At 66.3% G+C, this 24258-nt stretch carries 21 protein-coding genes and 1 pseudogene; 9 read left to right on the forward strand and 13 right to left on the reverse strand.

Annotation, left to right across the window (positions count from 1 at the left end; all coding sequences use genetic code 11):
- Positions 1–59: 59 nt before the first annotated feature.
- The 6 genes and pseudogenes from FGS76_RS10365 to FGS76_RS10385 all read right to left on the reverse strand — a co-directional run bounded on the left by FGS76_RS10365 (position 60) and on the right by FGS76_RS10385 (position 5989).
- Complete coding sequence (locus FGS76_RS10365; protein WP_138772569.1) at positions 60–1082, reverse strand: FecR domain-containing protein; 1023 nt, start codon at positions 1080–1082, stop codon at positions 60–62.
- 26 nt (positions 1083–1108) lie between these two features.
- Positions 1109–2092, reverse strand: a complete 984-nt coding sequence (locus FGS76_RS10370; RefSeq protein WP_138772570.1) for a fimbrial protein — start codon at positions 2090–2092, stop codon at positions 1109–1111.
- Between the two features lies 1 nt (position 2093).
- A complete protein-coding gene (locus FGS76_RS10375) occupies positions 2094–4148 on the reverse strand; it encodes a fimbria/pilus outer membrane usher protein (RefSeq protein ID WP_338081331.1) in 2055 nt (684 codons plus the stop codon).
- Positions 4122–4546: pseudogene (locus FGS76_RS19675) on the reverse strand (FimD/PapC N-terminal domain-containing protein); the annotation flags it as partial. The gene FGS76_RS10375 and the pseudogene FGS76_RS19675, both read right to left, overlap by 27 nt.
- 81 nt (positions 4547–4627) lie before the next feature.
- A complete protein-coding gene (locus tag FGS76_RS10380) occupies positions 4628–5383 on the reverse strand; it encodes a fimbria/pilus periplasmic chaperone (RefSeq protein ID WP_138772571.1) in 756 nt (251 codons plus the stop codon).
- A gap of 60 nt (positions 5384–5443) precedes the next feature.
- Positions 5444–5989, reverse strand: a complete 546-nt coding sequence (locus tag FGS76_RS10385) for a fimbrial protein (RefSeq protein WP_138772572.1) — start codon at positions 5987–5989, stop codon at positions 5444–5446.
- A gap of 522 nt (positions 5990–6511) precedes the next feature.
- Between FGS76_RS10385 and FGS76_RS10390 the strand changes: the two genes are divergently transcribed.
- The 3 genes from FGS76_RS10390 to dxs all read left to right on the forward strand — a co-directional run bounded on the left by FGS76_RS10390 (position 6512) and on the right by dxs (position 10255).
- Complete coding sequence (locus FGS76_RS10390) at positions 6512–7237, forward strand: response regulator transcription factor (protein ID WP_138772573.1); 726 nt, start codon at positions 6512–6514, stop codon at positions 7235–7237.
- Positions 7238–7344: 107 nt separating this feature from the next.
- Entirely contained in the window at positions 7345–8247 is a 903-nt protein-coding gene (locus tag FGS76_RS10395; RefSeq protein ID WP_138772574.1) for a polyprenyl synthetase family protein, read from the forward strand.
- A gap of 85 nt (positions 8248–8332) precedes the next feature.
- Positions 8333–10255 carry a 1-deoxy-D-xylulose-5-phosphate synthase gene (dxs, locus tag FGS76_RS10400; protein WP_138772575.1) on the forward strand — a complete coding sequence of 641 codons (1923 nt, stop codon included), beginning with the start codon at positions 8333–8335 and terminating at the stop codon, positions 10253–10255.
- An 84-nt stretch (positions 10256–10339) separates the two neighbouring features.
- On the opposite strand, the gene FGS76_RS10405 is transcribed toward dxs, so the two are convergent.
- The 7 genes from FGS76_RS10405 to FGS76_RS10435 form a co-directional block, all read right to left on the reverse strand.
- On the reverse strand, positions 10340–10828 hold the full coding sequence (locus FGS76_RS10405) for a phosphatidylglycerophosphatase A family protein (protein ID WP_138772576.1): 489 nt from the start codon (positions 10826–10828) through the stop codon (positions 10340–10342).
- Positions 10829–10873: 45 nt separating this feature from the next.
- Positions 10874–11794, reverse strand: a complete 921-nt coding sequence (thiL, locus tag FGS76_RS10410) for a thiamine-phosphate kinase (protein WP_138772577.1) — start codon at positions 11792–11794, stop codon at positions 10874–10876.
- Between the two features lie 18 nt (positions 11795–11812).
- Positions 11813–12310, reverse strand: coding sequence for a transcription antitermination factor NusB (gene nusB / locus FGS76_RS10415; protein WP_138772578.1), 498 nt, complete (start codon positions 12308–12310; stop codon positions 11813–11815).
- On the reverse strand, positions 12310–12780 hold the full coding sequence (ribH, locus tag FGS76_RS10420; protein ID WP_138772579.1) for a 6,7-dimethyl-8-ribityllumazine synthase: 471 nt from the start codon (positions 12778–12780) through the stop codon (positions 12310–12312). The genes nusB and ribH overlap by 1 nt, the downstream gene beginning before the upstream one ends.
- Before the next feature lie 127 nt (positions 12781–12907).
- Positions 12908–14017 carry a bifunctional 3,4-dihydroxy-2-butanone-4-phosphate synthase/GTP cyclohydrolase II gene (gene ribBA / locus FGS76_RS10425; RefSeq protein ID WP_138772580.1) on the reverse strand — a complete coding sequence of 370 codons (1110 nt, stop codon included), beginning with the start codon at positions 14015–14017 and terminating at the stop codon, positions 12908–12910.
- Between the two features lie 84 nt (positions 14018–14101).
- A complete protein-coding gene (locus tag FGS76_RS10430; RefSeq protein ID WP_138772581.1) occupies positions 14102–14764 on the reverse strand; it encodes a riboflavin synthase in 663 nt (220 codons plus the stop codon).
- A gap of 168 nt (positions 14765–14932) precedes the next feature.
- Positions 14933–18817 carry an autotransporter outer membrane beta-barrel domain-containing protein gene (locus FGS76_RS10435; RefSeq protein WP_138772582.1) on the reverse strand — a complete coding sequence of 1295 codons (3885 nt, stop codon included), beginning with the start codon at positions 18815–18817 and terminating at the stop codon, positions 14933–14935.
- A 204-nt stretch (positions 18818–19021) separates the two neighbouring features.
- On the opposite strand from FGS76_RS10435, the gene FGS76_RS10440 reads away from it, so the two are divergent.
- The 6 genes from FGS76_RS10440 to FGS76_RS10465 all read left to right on the forward strand — a co-directional run bounded on the left by FGS76_RS10440 (position 19022) and on the right by FGS76_RS10465 (position 24068).
- Positions 19022–19972, forward strand: coding sequence for an AraC family transcriptional regulator (locus FGS76_RS10440; RefSeq protein WP_240692503.1), 951 nt, complete (start codon positions 19022–19024; stop codon positions 19970–19972).
- 144 nt (positions 19973–20116) lie between these two features.
- Positions 20117–20620, forward strand: a complete 504-nt coding sequence (locus FGS76_RS10445; protein ID WP_205717240.1) for a MarR family winged helix-turn-helix transcriptional regulator — start codon at positions 20117–20119, stop codon at positions 20618–20620.
- A 238-nt stretch (positions 20621–20858) separates the two neighbouring features.
- Positions 20859–21674 (forward strand): alpha/beta fold hydrolase, encoded by an 816-nt coding sequence (locus FGS76_RS10450; protein WP_138772583.1) that lies wholly within the window; start codon positions 20859–20861, stop codon positions 21672–21674.
- A gap of 26 nt (positions 21675–21700) precedes the next feature.
- A complete protein-coding gene (locus FGS76_RS10455; protein WP_138772584.1) occupies positions 21701–22474 on the forward strand; it encodes a maleate cis-trans isomerase family protein in 774 nt (257 codons plus the stop codon).
- Positions 22471–23109 carry an N-carbamoylsarcosine amidohydrolase gene (locus FGS76_RS10460; protein WP_138772585.1) on the forward strand — a complete coding sequence of 213 codons (639 nt, stop codon included), beginning with the start codon at positions 22471–22473 and terminating at the stop codon, positions 23107–23109. Before FGS76_RS10455 ends, FGS76_RS10460 begins: the two co-directional genes overlap by 4 nt.
- Positions 23106–24068 (forward strand): amidohydrolase family protein, encoded by a 963-nt coding sequence (locus tag FGS76_RS10465; protein WP_138772586.1) that lies wholly within the window; start codon positions 23106–23108, stop codon positions 24066–24068. Before FGS76_RS10460 ends, FGS76_RS10465 begins: the two co-directional genes overlap by 4 nt.
- Positions 24069–24258 lie beyond the last annotated feature (190 nt).

The raw sequence follows: 24258 nt of genomic DNA on the forward strand, positions 1-24258 counted from the left end.
GTTCCAATAGATGGTTCCACTCAATGATTCCAATCAGCTGCCACAAGCACGGTTCGCGATCAGGGGGGACGGCGAAAAAACAGCACCGTTTTGCCGGGCAGGCCTTCAATGCCGTAACCGTCGATGGCGGTGAGCCGCAGGTAGTAAGCACCGGGCTTGACGCCGCGCAAATGAAACTCGCCATCCTCGGACACCTGTTCCTTGACCAGCGAACCGAAGTCCTGGTCCAGGGACATCTGCAGCCGATAACCATGGGCATTGGGCAGCCGCCGCACCGTTGCGAACAGCTCATCGCCGATGCCCCGCCAGGTGGGCTGGAACACCGGCGCCGGCAACAACGGCGTACGCACCACCTGGCCATCGCCGGCCAGCCATAGGCCTTCGCCATCGGCGACCTGCTGCCCGGCGGCACTGCCTCCCGATAGAGCCACCAGACCGTCGAGGACGCTGGTGGTCACGCCGCCGCGCTGGGCGCGCACCCGGAAATGGGTTCCGCGCACCCCGATCACCCCGGCCGGGGTCGAGATCTGATAGTGACCGTCGCCATGCTGAGGCATGACCCGGGATTCAATGCCGCCGCTCATCAGCTCCAGCAGCACGCCACCGGTGTCCTCATTGGTGCTCAGGCGGATGCGGGTGTTGGAGGGCAGCACCATGCGCGAGCCGTCGCCCAGGCGCAGGGAAACAAAGGCAAAGGGCCCGGTGGTCAGCAGCTCCCCCACTTCGAGGGTATCGCCGACCGCCAGGGGCCGGCGCCCATGCTCCGCGTTTTCTCGCCAGGCGCGCCCCTCCAGATGGGTCACCTCCAGGCGCACCGAGGTCAGTTTAAGCACCATGCCCGGCCGCAGCGTGCGGGGATCGTCGATCGGGTTGATCCGCAGCAAGTAGCGCCACAGATCACTGTCTCCCCAATAGTGCTCGGCGATGCTCCACAGGGTCTCGCCGGGCAGCACCCGGTGCTCGGTGGCTGGCGCCGAGGGCGGTGCTTCCGCCTGGGCCCGTCCGCCGAGCAATACCATGGCGACCATGGCGACGCGGGCCCCGGCCAGTACCAATCCGTTATTCAGGTGCTCCTGTGGCATGGATGCATTCGCCTCAACCGCCACCCCTAGCGGTATTCAATGGTGAAGGTGGCCAGCGCCCGGGTGCGGCCCGCGCGCACCACGGGTCCGGTCTGGTAATAGCGGGCTTTCAGCGGCAGATTGAGAACCTGGCTCGGGTCGCCGGCCACCACGAAACCCAGGTCCACCGTCTCGCCATTGTTAATGGCGCCATTGTCCCGTCGATCAAGCAACTGGATGCCCACTCCGGTGGCGGCCTCGGCGTCGTTATCCACCTGGATCACCCCGGGGGCACCGGAGGCATCCGGCGTATAGGCAAACGAGAGGCGCACCAGATCCTGGCCCATGGTGGGCCCCGCGCAATGGAGCTGGATGGCGAAGTCCTGCTCATTCAGCGTGCTGCCGGGGCCTTTGAAGGAGGCCGCCGAGGTGGTGCCGAAATTCACCGCGATGTTACGTGATCCGGCGTCCACCTGGCAGGCCGAGGAAATAATGGTGATGGCGTTGGCACTCAGCGATGAAGTGAGCATGGGCCGTCCCGGGCCGCTGCCATCCATGTAGTAGTTGGTGTAGCGGCCCGCCGCCAGCGAACCGGAGCCGGTGGCCGGCGCGATCTTGATCACTTCCACCCGGAAAAAGCCTTCACTGAGCCGCAAGCTGGTGGTGTTGTATTGAAAGGAGTGCGGGTAGTACACCACCTGGTTATTGGCCTCCAGGCGCCGGGACAGGCGCACGCCGATGCCATCCACATTGGTGGTGTAAATCCGGTTGTCCAGGGCGCTGGGGGAACCCTGCAGCATCTCACCGATGGTGGAGCCCCGGATAAAACAGTCGCCCACATTTTCGATGGCGCGAATCGGAAATTCCCGTTCTTTCAGCACCTGGCCCACGGCGGCATCCGGCGGCACGATCACCTGCCCCATCACCATCTGGATATCCTGGGCGTTGACGCCCCAGGACACATTGCAGGCCGCCCAAACCGACGCCGGCGTCAGCCACAGCAAGGCCAGCCCGGCCATACGCCCGATCATGTCAATCTTCACAGCGTGCCTCCAAATGCAGATAAGGGCGCTCCGCTTCCGCCCGCGACCGGGGCGGCAGCCGGTAGTCGATATAACAGCCCTCCCCGCCGGCCCAGGAAACGCGCAACCGGCCCTGCTCTTTTTCCGTGCGCAGATAGACCACGCCACCCTGGCCGACCAGGCCCACCGGCTGGCCCGCCGGGTCCAGGACCTGGGCCCCGAACGGCAACGGCCGGCCGCCGTCACGCCGCGCCCGGATCAGCAACGCCCGCCCACTCACGGTTTCGAATTTCAGACGCGCCACGGCGCCGGCGTAGGGGGCCACCTGATGCTGGCTGGTTTTCAGCTCCACGCTGTCGTCCATGTCGTTGGGGTCCAGGGTGACGGTGTTCAGGCGGTAGGGGGACACATAGGGCACCAACCCGTAGCCGTTCCGGTCGATGCGCGCCCCGGACATGTTCATCACCCGCGCGCCCACCGCCTCCGGCGCCTCCACCAGCACCATGGTGTCGCCGCGCTGGGGGCTCACGGTCACGCCACCGGAATGGGCCACCACCGTACCACTGGCGCCCACGCTGGCCTGGCGGTAATCCCGGCCCTCGCTGTAGCCCGCCCGCAGAGCGGTATAGGGTGACAGGTACTGGGCACCGAGTTCTCCGGAGGTGCCGCCGTCGGCCCGGTCGCTGGCGGCCACGTTATAGACCAGATTGTTGTCCACCCCGGCGCTGCCGGTGAGACCCAGGCGGCTGCTTTCATAATCGTCGGAACGGGTGGTGGCGCTGCCCATCAGACTGACCCGGGGGCTGATGCGATCCAGGGGCACGGAGAAGTTGAGGCTGTAGCGGTTGTCCTGGCGCTGGAAGGCGTCCTCGGTGCGGAGCATGGAAATGCCGTAATGGAGCCCCCGGTAGCTGTTGTTGTAACCGACCTGAATCTGCCGGGTGGTGCCCCAGCCGCTCCAGTAATCGCGCCGCGAACCGGTCAGGTACAGGGAGCCCCGGCGCCCGCCCAGGCTCTGGTTCAGGGTCAGCTGGAACTGGCTGCGCTGGCGCAGCACCGCCTGATAACCCAGGCCCCGCTCTTGGTAATCCCGGGCCTGGATGGCATCGCGCAGGCTCATGAATCCGGTGGTCGAGTAGCGGTACGCGGCCACCGTGATATTGGTGCCGCTTTGCGGCAGAAACTTGGCGTAACCGAGCCGGTAGCTTTGCCCGCGCTGGTCCTGATAACGGCTGAACTCACTGCGCGCGTGGGTAACGTCCACGGAGAACGCCCCCACCGGCGTGCCCACGGCCACGCCGCCCAGCCAGGACTGGTAGTCATCACTGACGCTGGTTCCGGCGTAGCCGGTAAGGCGGTTGCTAAGCCCGCGCTGGTAGGTGCCCTGCACCAGCCAGGGCTCATCGTCCAATGCCGCCTCCCGCACTTCGCCGGCGGTGAGGCTGTAACGGCTGGTGCCGGGCCGCAGCATTTGCGGCACCGAGGCAAAGGGCACCCGGAAGCGCTGCTCCGAGCCATCAGCCTCACGCACGGTCACGTCCAGGTCGCCGCCATAACCGGTGGGATAAAGGTCATCGACGACAAAGGGGCCCGGCGACACCGTGGTGCGATAGATCACCTGTCCGTTTTGCCGCACCTCCACCAGGGCGTTGCTCTGGGCCACGCCACGCACCACCGGCGCATAGCCGCGCAGGGAATCCGGCAGCATGCGGTCGTCGGAAGCCAGCCGGGCGCCACGAAAGCCCATGGAGTCAAACAGGCTGCCTTCGGTATAGGCATCGCCCAGGGTCAGCATCCCTTGCACCGACGGCAATGGCCGGCGCAAATAGGTGGCGGTGCCGCGCCACTCACTGCCCTCCCCGGAGCGCCGGGACAGGCTGCCGTCATGGCGAGCCTGCCAGGGGCCCAGGTTGAGGCCACTGTTGATCATCAGATAGGCGCTGTCCTGATCACCGCCGCCGTGGTTTTCCATGTGCAGGGCATTAAAATTGTAGCCCACGAAGCCGGCGTTGATGCCCGGGTCCCAGAACGCCGGCGACACATAACCGCGCGCCTGCCGGCGCATGTTGGCCTGGGGAATGGTCAGATCCAGTCGCATGTTGCTGTTGTCGAAGCGCGCGGTGGCGCCGGGCAACCAGTCCTGCAACGAGCGGCACTCGTCTTCCAGGGCGTCGTCCACGCCGTCCACGGTGGCCAGGTCCACGCCATAGGCGGCAAGGCGGTCCAGCGAGAAACAGGTGTGCGCGTTGATCTGGCGCGGAAGGCCTGTTCGTTGCGGCCTTTCCAGCTTCCGTTAACGTACAGATCCAGATAGTAATCACCGGCCAGCACCGGGTTACCATCGCTGTAACGGGAGACATCCACGCTGCGGGCGTCACCGCGCAGAAAGGCGCTGTTGAAGCTGACCACGGGCTCACCGCCCTCCGCCACCGGGGCCAGGCCACCGGTGAGCAGCAACACCATCACCGTACCGGGCGCCAGCAAGGCACGGACGTAAACAACGAAAAAGGATCTCACTGCGCGTCCCCCAATGGATGATTGGCACTAGCGAGCCAGGGGCACGGTCCGGGTGACCCGACCACCGAAATCGTTAATGGTGGTGATCTCGATGCTCTCGGCGGTTTCCGGCAGGTCCGCCGGCAGCGCGAACCGGGCACTACCCAGCGGGTCCAGCATGCTCCGGTCACCGAGCGGCACGGTCTGGTATCCGGCCGCCGAGGGAATACGCAGGCGGGCCAGGGACACATGGTAGGGGGTGGGGTTTTCCACCCGCAGCGCCGGCCCGCCGCCCTCCGGCGCCGTCAGCGACCAGTTCAGCGACTCCGGCGCTTGATTGGCGTTGCCTTTCAAACCCCGGGGCCGGAAGAACAGCTTGATCCGCGAGCGCACCGCCAACTGCATGTAGTTTTGCGGCACCCTGCCATCGCCTTCCGGCAAGGGCGGTACATCCAGCACATTGAGCCAGTACACCGATTCCCGGTTCTCCGGCAGGTCCGCCTCGCCGGTGAACGCAATGCGCACCACCTGCCCGCTGGCCGGCTCGATACGGGATAACGGCGGCAATACCACGAACGGTACCCGCGCCGCCTCCGGCGTCACCCCGGCATCGCCGGCGTCGATCCAGACCTGCACCAGCGCCGGTGAATCGCCCTGGTTCATCAGTTGCACGGAAACATCCCGCTGGCTGGCCGGGTACACCACCCGGGTGCCACCGATCACCACACTGGCGGACGCCGAAGACACGCAGCCGATCAACCCCAGCAGGCACAGCGCGAGGTATCCTCCTACGCCATATCTCATAAGCGCCCCCCAAAAATTCCTTGCGGCGCCGGCGGCTTGAAACACCGGCGCCGCGCGTTGTTACTTGTAAATGATGGTGTACTGCACGTTGCTGGAAACGTCGCCGGCGCCGCTTTGGCCGGTGGCGTAGTACTCGGCGTAGTAATGGAGGTCCGCCCCGCCGCCGCCGGCCGGCACCGTCACCCACTGGGAGTTCTGCTGGGCGCCATCACCACCGGCGGCGAGTATCGGCACGAACTGGTTGTTCTCACCGAGCAGTTGAATCTGCACGTTGGTTGCCACGGTGTTGCCAGCGGCCTGGTTGACCAGACGACCGGTCTCGAAATCCACGGACGGGCCGGGCTCGAAATAGGTGGCCACGTCGCCCTCGGCGCAATCACTGAGATTGATGGAGAAGGGCGTGCGACCGGCCACGTCACCGGCGGAGGCCAGGGTAGCGGCGGCCACGGTCGGCAGGGTCACGGTGAAATCGGCGCCCCCCGGCGTGGTGATGTTGCAGGTTTGATCGATGATTTTGCCGGTGAAGGTAATGGTGCCGTCGGCGGCCATGGCTGAGCCGGCGGCACACAGCAGGGCCGCCGCCGCCATTGAACGAAAAGTAAACATGGAGTCACCCCATAACGTGATTAACGCGAACGAAGAATCGGCCCGAAGGGGCCGGCGCGCCTTACCTTCCCGGGAGATATCCGGCTCGGGCTGCCGTTAATCGCCAAAATCAAGCAGAGGCCAATCCAAATCAGGGCGGCAAGGCGAGGGGAACATTAGGGAGGTGCTGAGGGGGCCGGCAACATAATGACACTTTTGTTCACACGGCATTCACGTTTGTTAATTTTGTCGTAGCTAAAAATGCTGATCTGGGACAACAACAGGCACTTAATCATTAATAAAGATAAGAATTTATCATTAATTCCAAACGTTTGAATCTGTTTTTTCGTCCTTCGCGGAATCGCGCTTTTCCGCCCCCGTTATTTTCACTGGAAGTGTTACCGAACCGTGCATCTCCGCGCGTTTTGGTATATTCATGCTGCCGGGTCAATGAAGAGTACCTTTTTTTTATCGATAATCTTCACTCTGATGCCTCCCTGATGAGACACCCACGGTCTTCAATCACTCAAAGGAACAGGGAAAATGCATATCGCAATATTGGACGATGACCCGGCGATGCGAGAGCAAGCTCACCAGGCTCTCGCCGATCCCTGGCGACAACAAAACCTGAGTTTGAAAATCTCCACGTTCTCCCAGGTTTCGGAATTCACCGCCGCGGCCATGCGGGATACCTTCGACCTGGCGATCCTCGACTGGGAATTGCCGGACGGCAGTGGTCTTAACGTGCTGCGCTGGCTGCGCTCCTACCTGGACACACCGCCCCCCATCATCATGCTCACGGTGCGCACCGGCGAGCAGGATGTGGTGGCGGCCCTGGCCAGCGGCGCCGATGATTTCGTCAATAAACCGTTCCGCCCCCGTGAACTGGCGGCCCGGGCCATGGTGGCCATGCGGCGCGGCAAGAACGGCGGCCGGGAACGGGACGCCGAGAACAATCTGACCCTGGGCAATATCCGCTTCGATACCCAGCGCCAGTGCATTTACCGCGATGATCACCCGGTCAAGCTGACTTACCAGGAATACCGGCTGGCGTTCCTGCTGTTCACCCATATCGGCAAACCGCTGGCGCGCAGCTACCTGTATGACTATGTCTGGGGGCGCGACGAGCGCTTCTCTTCCCGCACCCTGGATGTACACATCTACCGGTTACGACAAAAGCTCGGTCTGACACCGGATCACGGCTGGCGGGTGAACGCCATTTATGGCTACGGGTACCGTCTTCAGGAGGCGCTTGAATCGGAGGCCTGAAACGCTTTCCGAGCCAATTGACCGACCGGGGAGGCTCGCGTAACGTTGCCGCTCCCGGCGGACGGTGCCGATTCCCGTCCGCGTTACCCGCCGAGCCGATGACCGCCATGAGCGAGGAGCCCAGAGCCCTGGAACCCCTTCTTTCACCCTTCCGGAGCCGGGTGGAACAGGCCCTGTCCCGATACCTGCCGGACCCCGCCACCAGCGACAGCCCACGCCTGGCCGAGGCGATGCGCTACGCCGCTCTGAACGGCGGCAAGCGGATTCGCCCGATGCTGGTGTACGCCGCCTGCCGGCTGGCCGGCGGCGACCTGGAGCGCGCCGACGTGGCGGCGGTGGCGGTGGAGTCGGTCCACGCCTATTCCCTGGTGCACGATGACCTGCCGGCCATGGACGACGACGACCTGCGCCGGGGCCAGCCCACCTGCCACCGGGCCTTCGACGAGGCCACCGCGATTCTTGCCGGCGATACCCTGCACACCCTGGCGTTCGATCTGCTGGCCCGCGCCGGCGATTATTCCGACGCCGCCCGGGTGGCCATGGTACGGGTGCTGGGCCGCGCCGCCGGCGTCACCGGCATGGCCGCCGGCCAGATGCTGGATATGGCCGCCCATGGCCGCCTGCAGGACATCACCGCCCTGGAGCGCATGCATTACCTGAAAACCGGCCGGCTGATCACCGCCAGCCTGCTGCTCGGCTACCAGGCCGCCGACCGGCCGGACCCGGAGCTGGAGCAGGCCCTGATCGCCTTCGGCGACGCCATCGGGCTGGCTTTCCAGATCCAGGACGACATCCTCGACGTCACCGCCGACACCGACCAGCTGGGCAAGCCCAGCCGCTCCGATGAAAAACACGGTAAAAGCACCTTCCCCGCCCTGCTCGGCCTGGAGGCCAGCCGTCAGCGGGCCCAGGCGCTGTGTGACCAGGCCCGCGCCGCCCTGGACGGGTACGGCGAGGCCGCCCGGCCGTTGCAACAATTGGCGGACTTTATCGTCCAGCGCACGCACTGACGGCACGGCCACTGACGCCACATGCCCGTGACCGTTATACTCCAGCCCTTGTCATGCCGCCGCTGACTGATTCAGGCTCGAATTCATGCCAAAGACGTTCACCGACATCCCGCTGACCCGCCCGACCACGCCGCTGCTGGACCGCATCACGGTGCCGGCGGACCTGCGCGCGCTTCCGGAGGCACAGCTGGAACGGCTGGCCGACGAGCTGCGCGCCTATCTGCTCTACGCGGTGGGCCGCAGCGGCGGCCATTTCGGCGCCGGCCTGGGCGTGGTGGAACTGACCCTGGCGCTGCACTACCTGTTCGAGACGCCCCACGACCGGCTGGTGTGGGACGTGGGCCACCAGTGCTACCCGCACAAGGTGCTCACCGGTCGCCGCGACGACCTGCTCAAGGTACGTCAGCAGGGCGGCCCGTCCGGCTTTCCCAAGCGCGGTGAATCCGAGTACGACACCTTCGGGGTGGGCCATTCGTCCACCTCGATCAGCGCCGCCCTGGGCATGGCCCTGGGCGCCGAGAACGCCGGTGAGAAACGCCGCACGGTGGCGGTGATCGGCGATGGCGCCATGACCGCCGGCCAGGCCTTCGAGGCGCTCAGCCACGCCGCCCACACCCGCGCCAATCTGTTGGTGGTGCTCAACGACAACACCATGTCCATCGGCCACAACGTGGGCGGGCTGGCCAACTATTTCGCCCGCATCTGGGCCTCCAAGACCTACATTGCCCTGCGCGAGGGCGGCAAGAAGGTGCTCTCCGCCATGCCGGCGGCCTGGGACTTCGTGCGCCGCACCGAAGAGAGCATGAAGAACATGGTGAGCCCGGACATGCTGTTCGAGGCCATCGGCTTCAACTACATCGGCCCCATCGACGGCCACGACCTGGACGAGCTGACCGCCACCCTGGCCACCATGCGCGACCTGGAAGGCCCGCAGCTGCTGCACGTCTACACCACCAAGGGCAAGGGCTTCGGCCCCGCCGAGGCGGACCCGGTGGGCTACCACGCGATCAACAAGATCGAGCCCAAGCCCAAGGTGGCGGTGGCCAAACCGGCACCGGCGGTGGGCCCCAAATACCAACAGGTGTTCGGCGACTGGCTGTGCGATCTGGCCGAGCGCGACCACCGGCTGATCGGCATCACCCCGGCCATGTGCGAGGGCTCCGGCATGGTGGACTTCGCCCGCCGCTTCCCGGACCGCTACCACGACGTGGCGATCTGCGAGCAGCACGCGGTGACCCTGGCCGGCGGCATGGCCTGCGAGGGCCGCAAGCCGGTGGTGGCGATCTACTCCACCTTTCTGCAGCGCGCCTATGACCAGCTGATCCACGACGTGGCCTTGCAGAATCTGGACGTGACCTTCGCCCTGGACCGGGCCGGCCTGGTCGGCGAGGACGGCGCCACCCACGGCGGCGTGTTCGACCTGGCCTATCTGCGCACCGTGCCCAATATGATCGTGGCGGCGCCCTCCGACGAGAACGAGTGCCGCCAGCTGCTCTATACCGCCTGGCTGCACGAAGGCCCCGCGGCGGTGCGCTACCCGCGCGGCACCGGCCCCGGCGCCGCCATTCAGTACGCCATGACCGCCCTGCCCATCGGCAAGAGCCGCACCCTGCGCCAGGGCAAGGGCCCGGCGGCGCTGCTGGCCTTCGGCGCGCTGGTGCCGGCGGCCCTGGAAGCGGCGGAAAACTTGGATGCCACCGTGATCGACATGCGCTGGGTGAAACCCCTGGACCGGGAGGCGGTGCTGGACGCCGCCGCCCGCCACGACCTGCTGGTGACCCTGGAGGACCATCAACGCATGGGTGGCGCTGGCTCGGCGGTGAATGAGCTGGTGCTGGATGAGGGCCTGGCGGTGCCGGTGCTCAATCTGGGGCTGCCGGACCATTTCATCCACCACGGCAAACGGGAGGCCCTGCTGGCCCAGCAGGGCCTGGACGCCACCGGCATCGAAGCCAGCGTGCGCGAGCGCCTCAAACGCCTGGACAGCGCCCGCCCCCACCGGGCCTGAGGCCCCAGGCTGTTGTAGGAGCGGCTTCAGCCGCGATCAACCGGTGCGGCCATCGCGGCTGAAGCCGCTCCTACAACAGCCAAATCAGGGGCGGTTACGGCCGCCGGAACGCCGCCCACCGCACACCCGAACCATCACCCACAGCACCGCCAGCGCCAAAGCACCGGCCACCAGATCATCCAGCACGATGCCGATACCACCGTTCAGGTGCAGATCCACCCAGCCCACCGGGCCCGGCTTGAGCACATCGAAAAAGCGGAACACGGCGAACCCGGCCAGCCCCCAGACGGCACGCCGGGGCACCACCGCCAGCGCCAGCAGCAGCCCGCCCAGTTCATCCCAGACCACCGAGCCCGCGTCATGGACGCCCAGCGCCCGGGAGGCCAGCCCGCAGAGCGGTACGCCGGCCACAACCACCAGCGCCACCACCAGCAGATATTGGGGCCTGGGCAGCCGCGCCAGCGGCCACCAGACCAGCAGGAACAGCAGCGACGCCAGGGTGCCCGGCGCCCAGGGCGACAAACCGACGCCCAGCCCCTGGGCCAGCAAGACAAGAATGGATTCCGGGTGCATAGCGCGTTTTCCTTGGTCGATTTCGTGGGCACCGCCCAGCCGCTCCTACTGGAAATGGCGCCAGCCGGGGGCGGCGGCGGGGCGCTCGCTGCCGTCCGGGTCGCGCAGGCGCACCGGGCCCGGGCCGGTGATCCGGCCGATGGCATGGCTGCCCTCCGGCAGCGGCTCGTCGGCGGGCCAGGTAAACAGCAGCCGGTAATCGTCGCCGCCGGCCAGCTGCAAGGTCAGGCGGTCCTCCGCGTCCAGCGCCGCCAGCTCCGGGGTCACCGGCAGGGCACCGGTGTCGATCACCGCGCCCAGGCCGCCGCTGGCCTGGAGCACATGGCCCAGGTCTTGGAGCAGCCCGTCGGAGATATCGATGCAGGCCCCGGCCCGGCCGGCCAGGCGCTGGCCCAGGGTGAAATCCAGGTCCGGCGCGGCGAAGTGGCGGGCACTGTCCGAATCGCGCTGGCCGGCTTGCCAGTGCCGCAGGCCCAGGCCACCCAGGCCGGGCACGCCGCCCACCGCCAGAATCTGGCCGGGCAAGGCACCGTCGCGGCGCAGCACCTGATCGGCGCGCACCGCGCCGGTGGCCTGGATCGCCACGCTCAGCGGGCCGCGGGTGGTATCGCCGCCGACCAGCTCGATGCCGGCCCGGTCCGCCAGGGCGAACAGGCCCCGACTGAACTCCGCCAGCCAGTGCTCGTCCACTTCAGGCAGGGTCAGCGACAGCAGAAACCACAGCGGGCGGGCGCCCATGGCATACAGATCGGAAAGGTTCACCGCCAGGCAGCGGTGGCCGGTTTCGAAGGGGGGCAGGTCGTCGGGGAAATGGCGGCCGGCGATGCTGGTGTCCAGGGTCATCACCAGCTGTTCGCCGGCGGGCGGTGCCAGCAGGGCGGCGTCGTCGCCGGGCCCCAGCAGCACGCCCTCGCCGTCCGGGCCGGGGCGGCGGAAGTAACGTTCAATCAGGGAGAACTCATCCATGGCCCGCTCCCCGGCGGTTCAGGCGTCGCCGCCTTCCCCGTCGCCTTGCTGCTGGGTGTCGGTGCCCGGCTCACGGCGGCGATGGGCGGTTTCCGCCGAGCGCAGCCGGCGCGCCAGCTTGTCGAGCACGCCGTTGACGTACTTGAAGGAGTCCTCGGCGCCGAACACCTTGGCCAGCTCGATGCCTTCGTTGATCACCACCCGGTAAGGCACGTCCAAGCGTTCCTTCAGCTCAAAGGCGCCAAGCCGCAGCAGTGCCTTTTCCACCTGGGACAGCTCCTCCACGCGGCGGTCCAGGAACGGCCGCAGCGCCTCGTCCAGCTCGCCGACCTGGGTCGGCACGCCGTGCAGCAGATCATGGAAATAGGTGCGGTCCACCTTTTCCATGTCGTTGGTGGCCAGGAACTGCGCCTCGATGTCGCTCAGCGCGGTGCCCGCCAGTTGCCACTGGTAGAGCGCCTGCAGCGCGTAACGGCGGGCCTTGCGGCGCGCACTGGGGGAAGACGGAACGGTCATCAAAGCGCCTTGAGCAGGGAAACCATTTCCAACGCGGACATGGCGGCCTCTGCACCTTTGTTGCCGGCTTTGGTGCCGCTGCGCTCGATGGCCTGTTCGATGCTGTCCACGGTCAGCACGCCAAACGCCACCGGCACGCCGGATTCGTTCTGCACCGCGGCCAGACCCTTGGCGGCCTCACCGGCCACGTATTCGAAATGGGCGGTGCCACCACGGATCACCGCGCCCAGCGCCACCACCGCGTCGTAGTCGCGCTTGGCCAGCAGGTTCTTGACCGCCACCGGCAGTTCCCAGGCGCCGGGCACGCGGATGATTTCGATGTCGTCGCGGCTGACGCCGTGGCGTACCAGCGCGTCCACGGCGCCGGCCAGCAGGGCTTCCACCACGAAGCTGTTGAAGCGGGTCACCACCAGGGCGTAACGGCCGCCCACGTTGTTCAGGGTGCCTTCGAAGGTCTTGATGTCGTGCATAATTTCCGTCCTGCGGGCCGGTCGCGGTCGGCATGGCCAACGCTTGCGGCGGTTTCTATTGGCTGCCGGACGCTCAACGCTTTGTCAGTGAGTAGCGTCGCGCGTCCGGCGTCGGGCGTCCAGCGTGTTAGCTGTCCGCTTCCACGTATTCGGTGATCTCCAGGCCGAACCCGGAGAGCGCATTGAAGCGCATCGGCGAGCTGAGCAGGCGCATCTTGCGCACGCCCAGCGCCTTGAGAATCTGCGAGCCGGTGCCGATGTTGCGGTAGGCCCGGGACTCGCCCTTGGCCTGCGGGGCGGTGCCCTCGAAGAAGGCGCGCAGCCGGTTCAGGGAGGGTTCCTTGTCCTCGTCCTGGCCCAGGAGGATCACCACGCCGGCATCGGCCTCGGCCAGGGCTTCCAGCACCCGGTGCATGTTCCAGCCGGTGCGGCCATCGAGCTTGGCGCTCATCAGATCGCGCAGCGGGTCCACCTGGTGCACCCGCACCAGCACTTCCTTGTCTTCCCGGATCTCGCCCTTCACCAGGGCCACGTGCAGGTGGCCATCCACGGTATCGTTGAAGGCCACCAGCCGGAACTCGCCGTACCAGGTGTCCAGCGGGTGTTCGGACACCTGCTCGATGGTCTGCTCGTTGAGCGCCCGGTACTGAATCAGATCGGCGATGGTACCGATCTTCAGCTGGTGCTGCTCGGCGAACGTTTCCAGGTCCGGGCGGCGCGCCATGGAGCCGTCCTCGTTCATCACCTCGCAGATCACGCCGGCGGCTTCGCAGCCGGCCATAGCCGCCAGATCACAGGAGGCTTCGGTGTGGCCGGCGCGGCGCAGCACGCCACCGGGCTCGGCCATCAGCGGAAAAATGTGGCCGGGCTGAACAATGTCCGAGGCCTTGGCGCCCCGGGCCACCGCGGCCTGCACGGTGCGCGCCCGGTCGGCGGCGGAGATACCGGTGGTGACCCCTTCGCGGGCCTCGATGGACACCGTGAACTTGGTGCCAAAACCACTGCCATTGGCCCTCACCATCAGCGGCAGGTCGAGCTGTTCACAGCGTTCCTTGGACATCGGCATGCAGATCAGTCCGCGGCCGTATTTGGCCATGAAATTGATCGCCTCCGGGGTCACGTGCTCGGCGGCCATTACCAGGTCGCCTTCGTTTTCCCGGTCCTCGTCGTCCATCAGGATCACCATCTTGCCCTGACGGATGTCCTCGATCAGTTCTTCAATGCTGTTGAGTTGCATGAAACCTACCTTTTAACGCACGCCTTGCGTGCCGATGTTTGCGCACCAACTGGAGGCCGCCGACGGGTGCGGCGCCCGGGGCGGCTACTTCAGGAACCCGTGCTCACCCAGAAACGCCATGGAAATGCCCTGGGTGCCGGTCTGGGCGGCGCGCTCACCGAGCAGCAGCCGCTCCAGATAGCGCGCAATAATATCAACTTCCAGATTCACTGGCGTCCCCACCGCCCAATCGCGGATGGTGGTCATCTGCTGGGTGTGCGGAATGATGTTCAGGGAGAACACCGCGCCGTCCACGCTGTTCACCGTCAGGCTGATGCCGTCCACGGTGATCGAGCCCTTCTGGGCGATGTAACGGGCCAGCTCCGCCGGCGCCTCGATGTCGATGCGCACGGAGCGCGCATCCGGGGTCATCGCCTTGATGGTGCCCAGCCCGTCCACATGGCCGCTGACCAGGTGACCGCCCATGCGGGTGGAGGGCGTCATCGCCTTCTCCAGATTGACCCGGCCGCCGGTCTTGAGCTGCTTCAGGGACGTCAGCGACAGGGTTTCGCCGGACACATCGGCGCTGAAGGTATTGCCGCCGTCCAGGGCGGTGACCGTCAGGCAGACGCCGTTAACGGCGATGGAATCGCCCAGTTTGACGTCGCCGAAATCCAGTTCGTCGCTCTGGATGCGCAGCGTCACGTCCCCGTTGGCGGGGGTCAGCGCCGCCACCCGTCCCTGGGCTTCAATGATGCCTGTAAACATGACTGTACCTCTGTGCCGGATGCGGACGCCGGCGAAGACCGGCCGAGCGTGCGGGAGAACCGCCGGGCGCGCGGAAATATGCAGGAGGAGCGCAATCATAAACGCCCCGGGGGATTCAGTCCAAACCCGGGGCGCGGAAGGCGAAGGGAGCAGAGGGAACGGGAAGAGCTACCAGGTCAGGCGGCCGCTGAACAACGCCCCCTGGCTGTCATGCTCGCCGCCCAGGCGGCCCTGGTAGCCGGCCCATAGGGAGAGCGCCGGAGTCACCGCCAGGCCCACGCCGATATGGGGGGCCAGCTGCACCCTGTCGCGCTCGGCGCCGGCCACCCGGAAGCGACCCCCGGAGCCGACGAAGGCGGCGTCCTGCTCGGTACGGGTGTCACCGAAACCTCGCTCCACGGCCAGACCGGCGTTCAGGCTCAGGCGCCGACGCCCGACCCGGAAATGACGGGTGCCATCGATGCCCAGGGCCGCTTCCCCGATTCCCAGGGTGGTATCGTCCACGGCCAGGTCCAGGCCACCGGCGCCGGTTTCCGTGAAGGCGTCCCGTTTCAGCCGGGTCCAGGCCAGGCGCCCATAGGGTCGCCACACCACCTCGCCCCGAACCAGGTCCACGCCGGCTTCCAGATCCACCCGCAAGCTGCGCAGGTCGCTGTCGGACCGGGCCCGAGCACCGCCGGCGGCGGCCCGGCTGTGATCCACCCGGGCACGACCATAGTTGAGATCCCCCCTGGCATAGCGGCCGTCACTCCCCTGCCAGCGTCCGTAGAGGCCGGCGAACCAGGCCTTCAGGTCACCGTCCGCGTCCCGGTTGTCATAGTGGAAATCCCCCTGCCCGCGCCCGGCGGCGGCGCCCAGCAGCCAGTCGCCCCGGCGGCCGTCCACGCCCAGGGCCAGCTGCTCGCCGCGGAAGGTGTAGCCGGCGTTGCCGGTGGGAAATTCACCGTCTTCCTGGTAGCGGGACGAGCCCGCCTGCACCCAGACGCCGCCGTGCTCACCGGCGCCGTCATCGGCGGCCCGGGCCGGCGACAGTGCGGCCGGGGTAATAGTGCGTTCAGCGCCGGCACCGGGCGCCGCCAGCGCCTGCAACCCCCGTTGTAAGCGCTGGTGGAGCGAGGCCCGCGAGCCGCCGTCCAAGGCACCGCCGCGCTGGCGCAGAGCGTCCGCGAACTGACGCTGCAACGCCACCGCCACGGTGGGGCCGGCCAGCAGGCTGTCACCGCTCATCGCCGTCAACGCCGCCGGCACCCGGGTGCCGCTCAGTGGCAGCAGATACTGTTGCGCGGCCTGGCCGGTGGGCAGGCTTTCCGCGTAGGCCGCCACCGACCGTTGATTGTCAGTGCCCGCCATGCTGGCGAAGCTCACGTTGTTGCGGGCCAGGCTCAGCGTCACATCGTGGCTGCCGTACACCAGCGACGGATCAAGAAAGGCGAAGTCCGAGGACACGCCGTCGAATTGGCCGAGGATCCCGCCATCGGCGCTGAGAAAGGTGTATTGGCTGAGCGGGCGATAGCCGCCGGCGGCCCCAACATGAATCACCGAGCCGGCCAGGCTGGCCTTGCCGGATACTTCGATCCGGTCACTGTCGGCACCGGTCGGATCCACTTCCACCGCCAGGGTGGCGCCGCTGTTCAGGGTCAGGTCGCCGTCCACGGCCAGGGTGCCAATGGAGTTGCCGGCCGCCAGGGTGGCACCGCTTTCCACCACCGTGGTTCCGACCGTGCCGGTGCCGCCCAGGGTGGCGCCATCGGCCACGGTGATGGCGCTGTTGTGCCAATCGCCGTTCACCGCCAGGCCGCCCTGGCCGATCCGCGTGGCGCCGGTGAAAGCGGTGCCATCACCGCTCAGTGCGAGCCAGCCGGCGCCGGTCTTGCGCAGCGCGCCGGTGCCGGCGAACCCATTGCTCAACACCGCATCGGTGGTCTGGTCGATAACCAGGGCGGCGTTATTAATGATGTCACCGCTGCCCAGGCTGGCGGCGGAACCGGTAAGCGTGCCGCCGCTCACCGTCAAACCGCCGCTGAACGCGTTGGTGCCGGTAAGCACCAGGTCCCCGGCCCCGGTTTTCTCAAACGCGCCGCTACCCAGCAGGGCACCGTTCCAGACCAGGGCATGACCGGCGTCGGTCACATCCAGGGTGCCGCCGCCCGTGCCCAGTTGAAGGCGGCGGGCGCTGTCGGTGAACGCCGTGCCGGTAACGATCAGCGTGCCGCCGTCGAGGCCCAGATCACCGCCGCCCAAAGCGCCACCCGTGGCCACCGACAGGCCACCCTCGCGGACCAGGGTGCCACCGGCATGATGGTTGGTGCCGCTCAGGGTAAGCACGCCGGCGCCGTTTTTTTCCAGAATACCGGCGCCGCTGACGGTGCCGGCATAAACGCCGTCGGCACTTTGCTCAAAACGCAGCACGCCCTGGTTGGCCACATCCCCCCGCAGAGCCTCGCTGTTCCCGGCCAGAGTACCGGCTTCGATAGACCAGTCCTGGGTACCGGTGCCGGTCAGCCGCCAGGTGCCGGCGCCGCGCTTGGCGAAGCCCTCGAAACCCTGAAACGCCGTGCCGACCTCCCCCAGATCGAACACGCCGTCGTCGCCGCCCCCCAGAGCCAGCACATCATTGCCGCCGTCGGCGCGGACCCCGCCGCGCTGCTGGAAACCGCTCAACAGCGTGAGCCGGTTATCGCCGCCGATGAAATGGATAGCGGCCGCCCGGTTGCTGCCGTTACTGCGGGTGCCGCCGCTCACCGTGCCGCCCAGGGTGACGTCCAGATTCTCGCCGCTGACACCGACGCCGCCATCCGCCACCATGCCAAAACCGACAAACCCACTGCCGCCGCCTTGCACCTCGGCGCCGTCGGCAATCAGCAGGTCGCCACCGGCCATGACGATGCCGGCGCCGCCATCGCCGCTCTGGGCGCCATCGCCACCCCGGCCGCCAACCACCTCGCCGCCGAGAATTTCGACACTGCCACCGCCGGTGAGGCGCAAACCCACGCCGCCGTCGGCGCCGTCGCCCCCGGAACCGACGCTGTCGCCGCCCCAACCACCGTACAGGCCACCCGAGAATTGACGCACGCTGACCGCGTTGTCGATCCACACCGCGTCACCGGCGGCGCCCCCGTCGCCACCGCGCTCCCCCAGGCCGCCGTCGCCGCCGAGGATGTCGCCCCGGTTGATCAGCGTGGCGCCGGCCATGCGCACACCGGTACCGCCGTTGCCACCGGCCCCACCGGCGGCGGGATAGTCATAGGTACTGCCTGCGCCGCCCTCGCCACCGTAACCACCCTGGATATAGCCGCCGGCGCCATTGGTCAGGGTGCCGCCGCCGTCCATGTCCCGGAAGGCATCACCGCCGTCGCCGCCTCTTCCCCCTTCGCCGGCCAGGTAATAGTCGGAAAAACCGCCTTCCCCCCCGTCCCCGCCGTACAATTCACCGGCATTATGGGTGCTGAGATCCACGCCCTGCCGCACCACGCCATGGCCACCGGCACCGCCGTGCCCGCCGTCGTCGAAAGGCCGGGCCAACACCGTGTCCAGCCCCAGGGTCGCAAGCGGCGAGCCGTTCACATCCCGCATCTCGATGTTGTAAAGATAAAACGTCTGACGGATCGAAAGGCTGTCATTGCCATAGCCGCCGTCGCTGGCATAAGCACTGATAAGACCGTAGGCGAAGGCGCTGTTGATCTTGCCGGCGAGGTCCACCGAGGTGTCGGTGGCACTGATCTCGATGGTTTTGGTCACGCCATCAATGGTGATAGCAAATTGGTCGCCGGGATTGATCCCGGCCTGCCCCGCCAGTGGCGCCGAACCGTCCAGACCGAAGGCGACGGTATTCGCGGCATCGGAATAGCCATCCAGCGAATGCCCCTGCCCCCCCACGCCGCCGTCATGCACGGTGCCCGCGGCGATGGTCAGGGACGCATCGGCATTGACCACGGCGCTACCGCCCTCGCCCCCCGCGCCGCCGCGCACGCCGTCGGAACCGGTGCCTCCGGACCCTGGCGTGCCGGATACCGCCGACGCCATCGCCGGCAACAACGCCAAGGAAAAACACAACCCGACACGTTTTTTTCGGTGAAAATCAGCCCCCCAAGGGCCGGAAGGAAAACAGGACATCGCAGCCTCGATTCGGTATTTTTATCAACGATGGGGCGAAAAAATAGCAAGCCGATGATCGCGTCACCACGACGCCGTTTTATGAATTTCGTGAAAGTTATCATCTAAAAACGACAACAGGGATGATCCAAAAAGGGGGACCCGGTGAGCAGCGAAAACACGTCCAAAAGCACTGTCCACGCACTGGAAATGGGGGGCGGGGAGCGGTTCGAACTGCCCGGTGTACGCGGACGAATGGAACGGCTGGAACTGGCCAGCGGGCTGGTGTTGTACAGAGTTGATTATCGGGCCGGAGAAGACTGCACCCTGCAATTGGACCGCCCCACCTTCCAGCAACCCTGGATCGGGAGCATTTTTCATATTCAGGGCCGCTCCGGCATGGAACTCCCGGATGGCAGCCGCCATGACGTCAGCCCCGAGCGCGCCCTGCTGGTGCGCACCGACATCAGCGGCACCTGCTTTCATCTCAGCAGTGGCGAGCAGGTTCGCCACATTGGAGTTGCCTGCACCCTGGACGTGCTGCGCGACCACCTGGACGGCGAGCTGCCGGCGACGCTGACCCCCTTCCTGGGCGGCTTTGGCGAACAGGTCGTGGTCCGCGCCTTGCACCCCAGCGGCCGTATGCGGCAGCTGGCCGCCAGCCTGTTCGCAGTGCACGCCCAGGGCCTGTGCCGGGGCATGAAGATGGAAGGCGCGGCCCTGCTGTTTCTGTCGGAAATTCTGGAAAATTATTGCGACAGTCCGGTCACCGAGGAGCTGCCCGCCTGGGAAGAGCAGGCGTTCCTGGAAATCCGTGACGCCATTGTCGATAACCCGGGGGCGCCGTTATCCATCCCGGCTCTGGCGGACCGCGCCGGCCTCTCCGAAAGCCGCCTCAATCAGTTGTTCCAACACCGGGAAAAACGCTCCTGCGCGGAGTTCATACGCGGCGAACGCCTGGACCAGGCCCAGCGACTGCTGGAAACCGGCGACGCCCCGGTCAAGGTGGTGGCGGCGCAGGTTGGCTATGGACACGTCAGCAATTTTTCCCGCGCCTACCGCGCCCGCTTCGGCGAGCCGCCGGCGCGCACCCTGCGCCGGGCATTGACCCGCTAAGCCCGCGCCGGCGGGCGCCGGTTCGACGGGACCGGGAAAAACATGCACTATTTGCCTGCCTCGAACCCGACACTCCCATCAACCGTGTCCCCCGGGCCGGCGCCCGCTTGACGCCGGCCCCGATCATTGGAGGAAACAGGGGTAATGAAAAAGCAAGACAATGCACCCATGAATCCGCTACCACTGGATTCTGAAACCATGCCGCTTTGGAGCCGGGCCGGCTTTTTGATTCGCCGTCTCAACCAGATCCACTACGCCATGTTCCTCAGTGAATGCGAAGAGTTCGACCTTACTCCGGTGCAGTACGGCATTCTCACGGAACTGCGCGAACACCCGGATATCGATCAGATTTCGCTGGCCCAGGAAGTGGGCATCGACCGCAGCAATGCCGCCGATATCCTGCGCCGCCTGGAGAAACGGGGCCTGGTCAGCCGCCACCCCAGCCAGCGCGACCGCCGCATGAAGCTCAGCCGCCTCACCGCCGAGGGCGAGCGCATCACCCTGCGCATGTACGACAGCATGCGCCGCGCCCAGGACAAGCTGTTGTCGCCGCTGCCGCCGGAAGATCAGAACGCCTTTATCATGATGCTGATGCGGCTGGTGAGCGCCAACAATCACCTGGGCCGCGCCGTGTTCCATCCCACCTGACCGCCCACCGCCCGTGTTTGCCCGTTTATCCCGCCTTTTGGGAAGCACACTGACTATTGGCCTGATCAATGACAAGGGCATAAAAGGCAATTACCTTTAAATACAATAACTTATAGGTATTTTCCGGGCTTTCCACTTCCTTGAAATTAGGAAGTATACTGATATATATTGCGATGAAAGGCCCCTCCCGGTGTGCAGCCGGAGCGCGGGCCCTTCGCTTTGCTATCAGGAGAGGCCCATGCCCAGCACCTTTTTGTACGGCCGCAATGTCCACGCCAACGGCATCCGCCAGCACGTACTTCGCTACGGCGGCCGGGGCCCGGCCCTGCTGCTGATTCCCGGCATCACCAGCCCGGCGGTGACTTGGGGCTTCGTGGCGGAACGCCTGGGCCGGCACTTCGACACCTGGGTGCTGGACGTGCGCGGCCGCGGCCTGTCCGAGAGCGGCGCCCATCTGGATTACGGACTGGACGCCTGCGCCGACGACGTGCTGGCGCTGATCTCCGCCCTGCAGCTGCGGGACGTAACCGTGGTGGGGCATTCCATGGGCGGCCGCCACGGCATTCGCGCCGTCAAACGCGGCGGCGCCGACAGCGGCATTGCCCGGCTGATCATGGTGGACCCGCCGGTGTCCGGCCCCGGACGTCGTGAATACCCCAGCGCCTGGCCCTGGTACCAGGACTCCATCGTCGAATGCGAAAAAGGCATCGACGGGGAGCGCATGCGGCACTACTGCGCCACCTGGAGCGACGAGCAGCTGCGGCTGCGCGCGGAGTGGCTGCACACCTGTGATTTACGCGCGGTGAAGACGAGTTTTGATGGCTTCCACCAGGATGACATCCATGCCGACCTGCCCGCCCTGACCCACATCAAGACCGGATTGATGGTGGCCGGCCGGGGCGGCGTGATCCAGCCCGAAGACGAGCAAGAACTGCGCGGCCTGCTGCCGGCCCTGCGCATCGCCCGCACCCCCGACGCCGGGCACATGATTCCCTGGGATGACCTGGAGGATTTCTTCCGCGCCCTCGGCGAACTGCTCGATCAACCGCTGTAAGCGCTCTGACAACAAGGACACGCGCCATGACTACCTATCGCATCGGACAAATCGTTCCCAGCTCCAACACCACCATGGAAACGGAAATTCCCGCCATGCTGCGAGCCCGGGAGAGCCGTTACCCGGAACGTTTCACCTTCCATTCCAGCCGCATGCGCATGCACAAGGTGACCCCGGAAGAACTGAAAGCCATGAACGCCCAGGGTGCGCGCTGCGCCGCCGAGCTGGCGGACGCCCGGGTGGATGTGATGAGCACGGCCTGCCTGGTGGCGATCATGGCCCAGGGTCTGGGCTATCACCGCCAGACCGAGGAAGAACTGCGCCAGGCGGCCCGGGAGAATCACTGCCAGGCGCCGGTGATGACCTCCGCTGGTGCCCTGGTGGAAGGGCTGCATATTCTCGGCGCCAAAAAAGTGGCGCTGCTGGCCCCCTACATGAAACCGCTCACCGAAAAGGTGGTGGCCTATATCGAGCATGAGGGCGTGGCGGTCAGCGACTGGCGCTGCTTTGAAATCCCCGACAACCTGGAAGTGGGCCGCCGCGATCCGCTCAAACTGATCGAGGACGTGGCCGAGCTGAAAACCAGCGGCGTGGACGCGGTGGTGCTGTCCGCCTGCGTGCAGATGCCGTCGCTGCCGGCGATCCAGACCGTGGAAGATGCGTTGGGCATTCCGGTGGTGTCCACGGCGGTGTGCACCGTGCGCGGCATGCTCGACCGGCTCGGCCTGGAACCGGTGGTGCCCGGCGCCGGCGCCCTGCTCAGCGGTCGCTATCCGACTCCGGAGGCGAAGGCGTCATGAGCACCGCCAGCGACAACTACGCCGGCGTCTGGGACACCCGCATCGGCTTCGGGCAACGCCCGGCGCTGATCAGCATCGACTTCATGAAGGCCTACACCACCGAGGGCGCCGACCTGTACGCCCCCGGTGTGGTGGACGCCCTGCCCCAGGCTGCCCGCGCCCTGGCCGCCGCCCGTGATCACCGCCTGCCGGTGATCCATACCAATATCCGCTATCAACCCGGCGGTTTTCTGGACGGCGGGATCTGGGTAAAGAAAGCGCCGGTGATGAAAGCCATGGTGGACGGCAATCCGCTGGCGGAATTCTGCGATGAAGTGATCCCCCGCGACGACGAGCTGGTGGTCACCAAGCAATACGCCAGTGCCTTCTTCGGCACCTCCCTGGCCGCCACCCTCACCGCCCTGGGCATCGACACCCTGGTACTGATCGGCTGCTCCACCAGCGGCTGCATCCGCGCCTCCGCGGTGGACGGGCTGCAGCACGGCTTCCGCGTCATGGTGCTGCGCGACGGGGTCGGCGACCGCCACCCGGCGCCCCATGAGGCCAACCTGTTCGACATCAATGGCAAGTACGGCGACGTGATCGACACCGCCGAGTTCCTCGACCATCTCCAGCAAGCAGGATCCAAGCAATGACAACGATTAAGAAAATCGCCCTGGAAGAACATTTCATGGCGCCGGGTTTCCAGGAATACACGGCCATGTTCTTCGACAAGATCGGATCGGCGGATCAACAGGACCTGGCCGCGCGCCTGGACGACTTCGACCAGCTGCGCCTGGAAGAGATGGACCGGCACCACATTGAAACCGTGGTGCTGTCCCAGTCCGGCCCGAGCGTGCAGGCGGAAGCCGATACGCAACGGGCGATCCGCCGCGCACGGGAAAACAACGACTACCTGGCGGATCGCATCGCCCCCCACGGCAACCGTTACGCCGGCTTCGCCACCCTGGCCATGCAGGACCCCAAGGCGGCCGCCGACGAACTGGAATACGCGGTCCGTGAACTGGGTTTCAAAGGGTCCCTGGTGAACGGTCACACCAACGGCGTTTATTACGACGACCCGGCCTACGACTCATTCTGGGAACGGATGCAGGACCTGGACGTGCCCCTGTACCTGCACCCGATCAACCCCTGGAAGGAAGTGGATTCCATGCGCGGCCATCCGGAGCTGGCCGGCGCGGTGTGGGGCTGGGGCGTGGAAACCGGCACCCATGCGCTGCGTCTGTTGTTCGGCGGCGTCTTCGACCGCTTCCCGGATCTGAAAATCATCATCGGCCATATGGGCGAAGGCCTGCCGTTCATGCGCTGGCGTTTCGACAGCCGCTTCCCGGTCTATGCCCAGGGCGTGACCCTGGAGCGGGCGCCGTCGGAGTATTTCGGCCGCAATATCGTGATCACCACTTCCGGGGTGTGCTCGGCACCGACCCTGATGGCGGCCATCGGCGAGATGGGCGAGGACAGCGTGCTGTTCTCCGTGGACTATCCCTACGAATCCACGGAACTGGCCACCCGCTTTATCGACGACGCGCCGATGAGCGATGAAGTGCGCGCCAAGGTGTGCCGCGACAACGCCAAACGCCTGCTGAAACTCTGAATCATCACGGGCGCCATGGACGCCCGACGAAAAAAAGCGGGCAATCGACCCGCCATATGAATCAAGGCGGTGCACCAGCACCAATAAAGTGCTCTAGCATACAAAAAAGTCGGATGTTTACCGGGCCGTGTCTGGCACAGCAATTGCTTTTGACATCTTGGGCCACTCGGCTCCCGGTAATAGATCAGCA

This window comes from Alloalcanivorax gelatiniphagus (genome assembly GCF_005938655.1).
In the GTDB taxonomy this organism is placed as follows: Bacteria; Pseudomonadota; Gammaproteobacteria; order Pseudomonadales; family Alcanivoracaceae; genus Alloalcanivorax; species Alloalcanivorax gelatiniphagus.

Excerpts from the sequence above, each read along its gene's own strand:
- FGS76_RS10365 (WP_138772569.1), bottom strand. The coding sequence starts at position 1,082 with ATGCCACAGGAGCACCTGAATAACGGATTGGTACTGGCCGGGGCCCGC.
- FGS76_RS10370 (WP_138772570.1), bottom strand. The coding sequence starts at position 2,092 with ATGATCGGGCGTATGGCCGGGCTGGCCTTGCTGTGGCTGACGCCGGCG.
- FGS76_RS10375 (WP_338081331.1), bottom strand. The coding sequence starts at position 4,148 with ATGCGCCGGCAGGCGCGCGGTTATGTGTCGCCGGCGTTCTGGGACCCG.
- FGS76_RS10380 (WP_138772571.1), bottom strand. The coding sequence starts at position 5,383 with ATGAGATATGGCGTAGGAGGATACCTCGCGCTGTGCCTGCTGGGGTTG.
- FGS76_RS10385 (WP_138772572.1), bottom strand. The coding sequence starts at position 5,989 with ATGTTTACTTTTCGTTCAATGGCGGCGGCGGCCCTGCTGTGTGCCGCC.
- FGS76_RS10390 (WP_138772573.1), top strand. The coding sequence starts at position 6,512 with ATGCATATCGCAATATTGGACGATGACCCGGCGATGCGAGAGCAAGCT.
- FGS76_RS10395 (WP_138772574.1), top strand. The coding sequence starts at position 7,345 with ATGAGCGAGGAGCCCAGAGCCCTGGAACCCCTTCTTTCACCCTTCCGG.
- dxs (WP_138772575.1), top strand. The coding sequence starts at position 8,333 with ATGCCAAAGACGTTCACCGACATCCCGCTGACCCGCCCGACCACGCCG.
- FGS76_RS10405 (WP_138772576.1), bottom strand. The coding sequence starts at position 10,828 with ATGCACCCGGAATCCATTCTTGTCTTGCTGGCCCAGGGGCTGGGCGTC.
- thiL (WP_138772577.1), bottom strand. The coding sequence starts at position 11,794 with ATGGATGAGTTCTCCCTGATTGAACGTTACTTCCGCCGCCCCGGCCCG.
- nusB (WP_138772578.1), bottom strand. The coding sequence starts at position 12,310 with ATGACCGTTCCGTCTTCCCCCAGTGCGCGCCGCAAGGCCCGCCGTTAC.
- ribH (WP_138772579.1), bottom strand. The coding sequence starts at position 12,780 with ATGCACGACATCAAGACCTTCGAAGGCACCCTGAACAACGTGGGCGGC.
- ribBA (WP_138772580.1), bottom strand. The coding sequence starts at position 14,017 with ATGCAACTCAACAGCATTGAAGAACTGATCGAGGACATCCGTCAGGGC.
- FGS76_RS10430 (WP_138772581.1), bottom strand. The coding sequence starts at position 14,764 with ATGTTTACAGGCATCATTGAAGCCCAGGGACGGGTGGCGGCGCTGACC.
- FGS76_RS10445 (WP_205717240.1), top strand. The coding sequence starts at position 20,117 with ATGAAAAAGCAAGACAATGCACCCATGAATCCGCTACCACTGGATTCT.
- FGS76_RS10450 (WP_138772583.1), top strand. The coding sequence starts at position 20,859 with ATGCCCAGCACCTTTTTGTACGGCCGCAATGTCCACGCCAACGGCATC.
- FGS76_RS10455 (WP_138772584.1), top strand. The coding sequence starts at position 21,701 with ATGACTACCTATCGCATCGGACAAATCGTTCCCAGCTCCAACACCACC.
- FGS76_RS10460 (WP_138772585.1), top strand. The coding sequence starts at position 22,471 with ATGAGCACCGCCAGCGACAACTACGCCGGCGTCTGGGACACCCGCATC.
- FGS76_RS10465 (WP_138772586.1), top strand. The coding sequence starts at position 23,106 with ATGACAACGATTAAGAAAATCGCCCTGGAAGAACATTTCATGGCGCCG.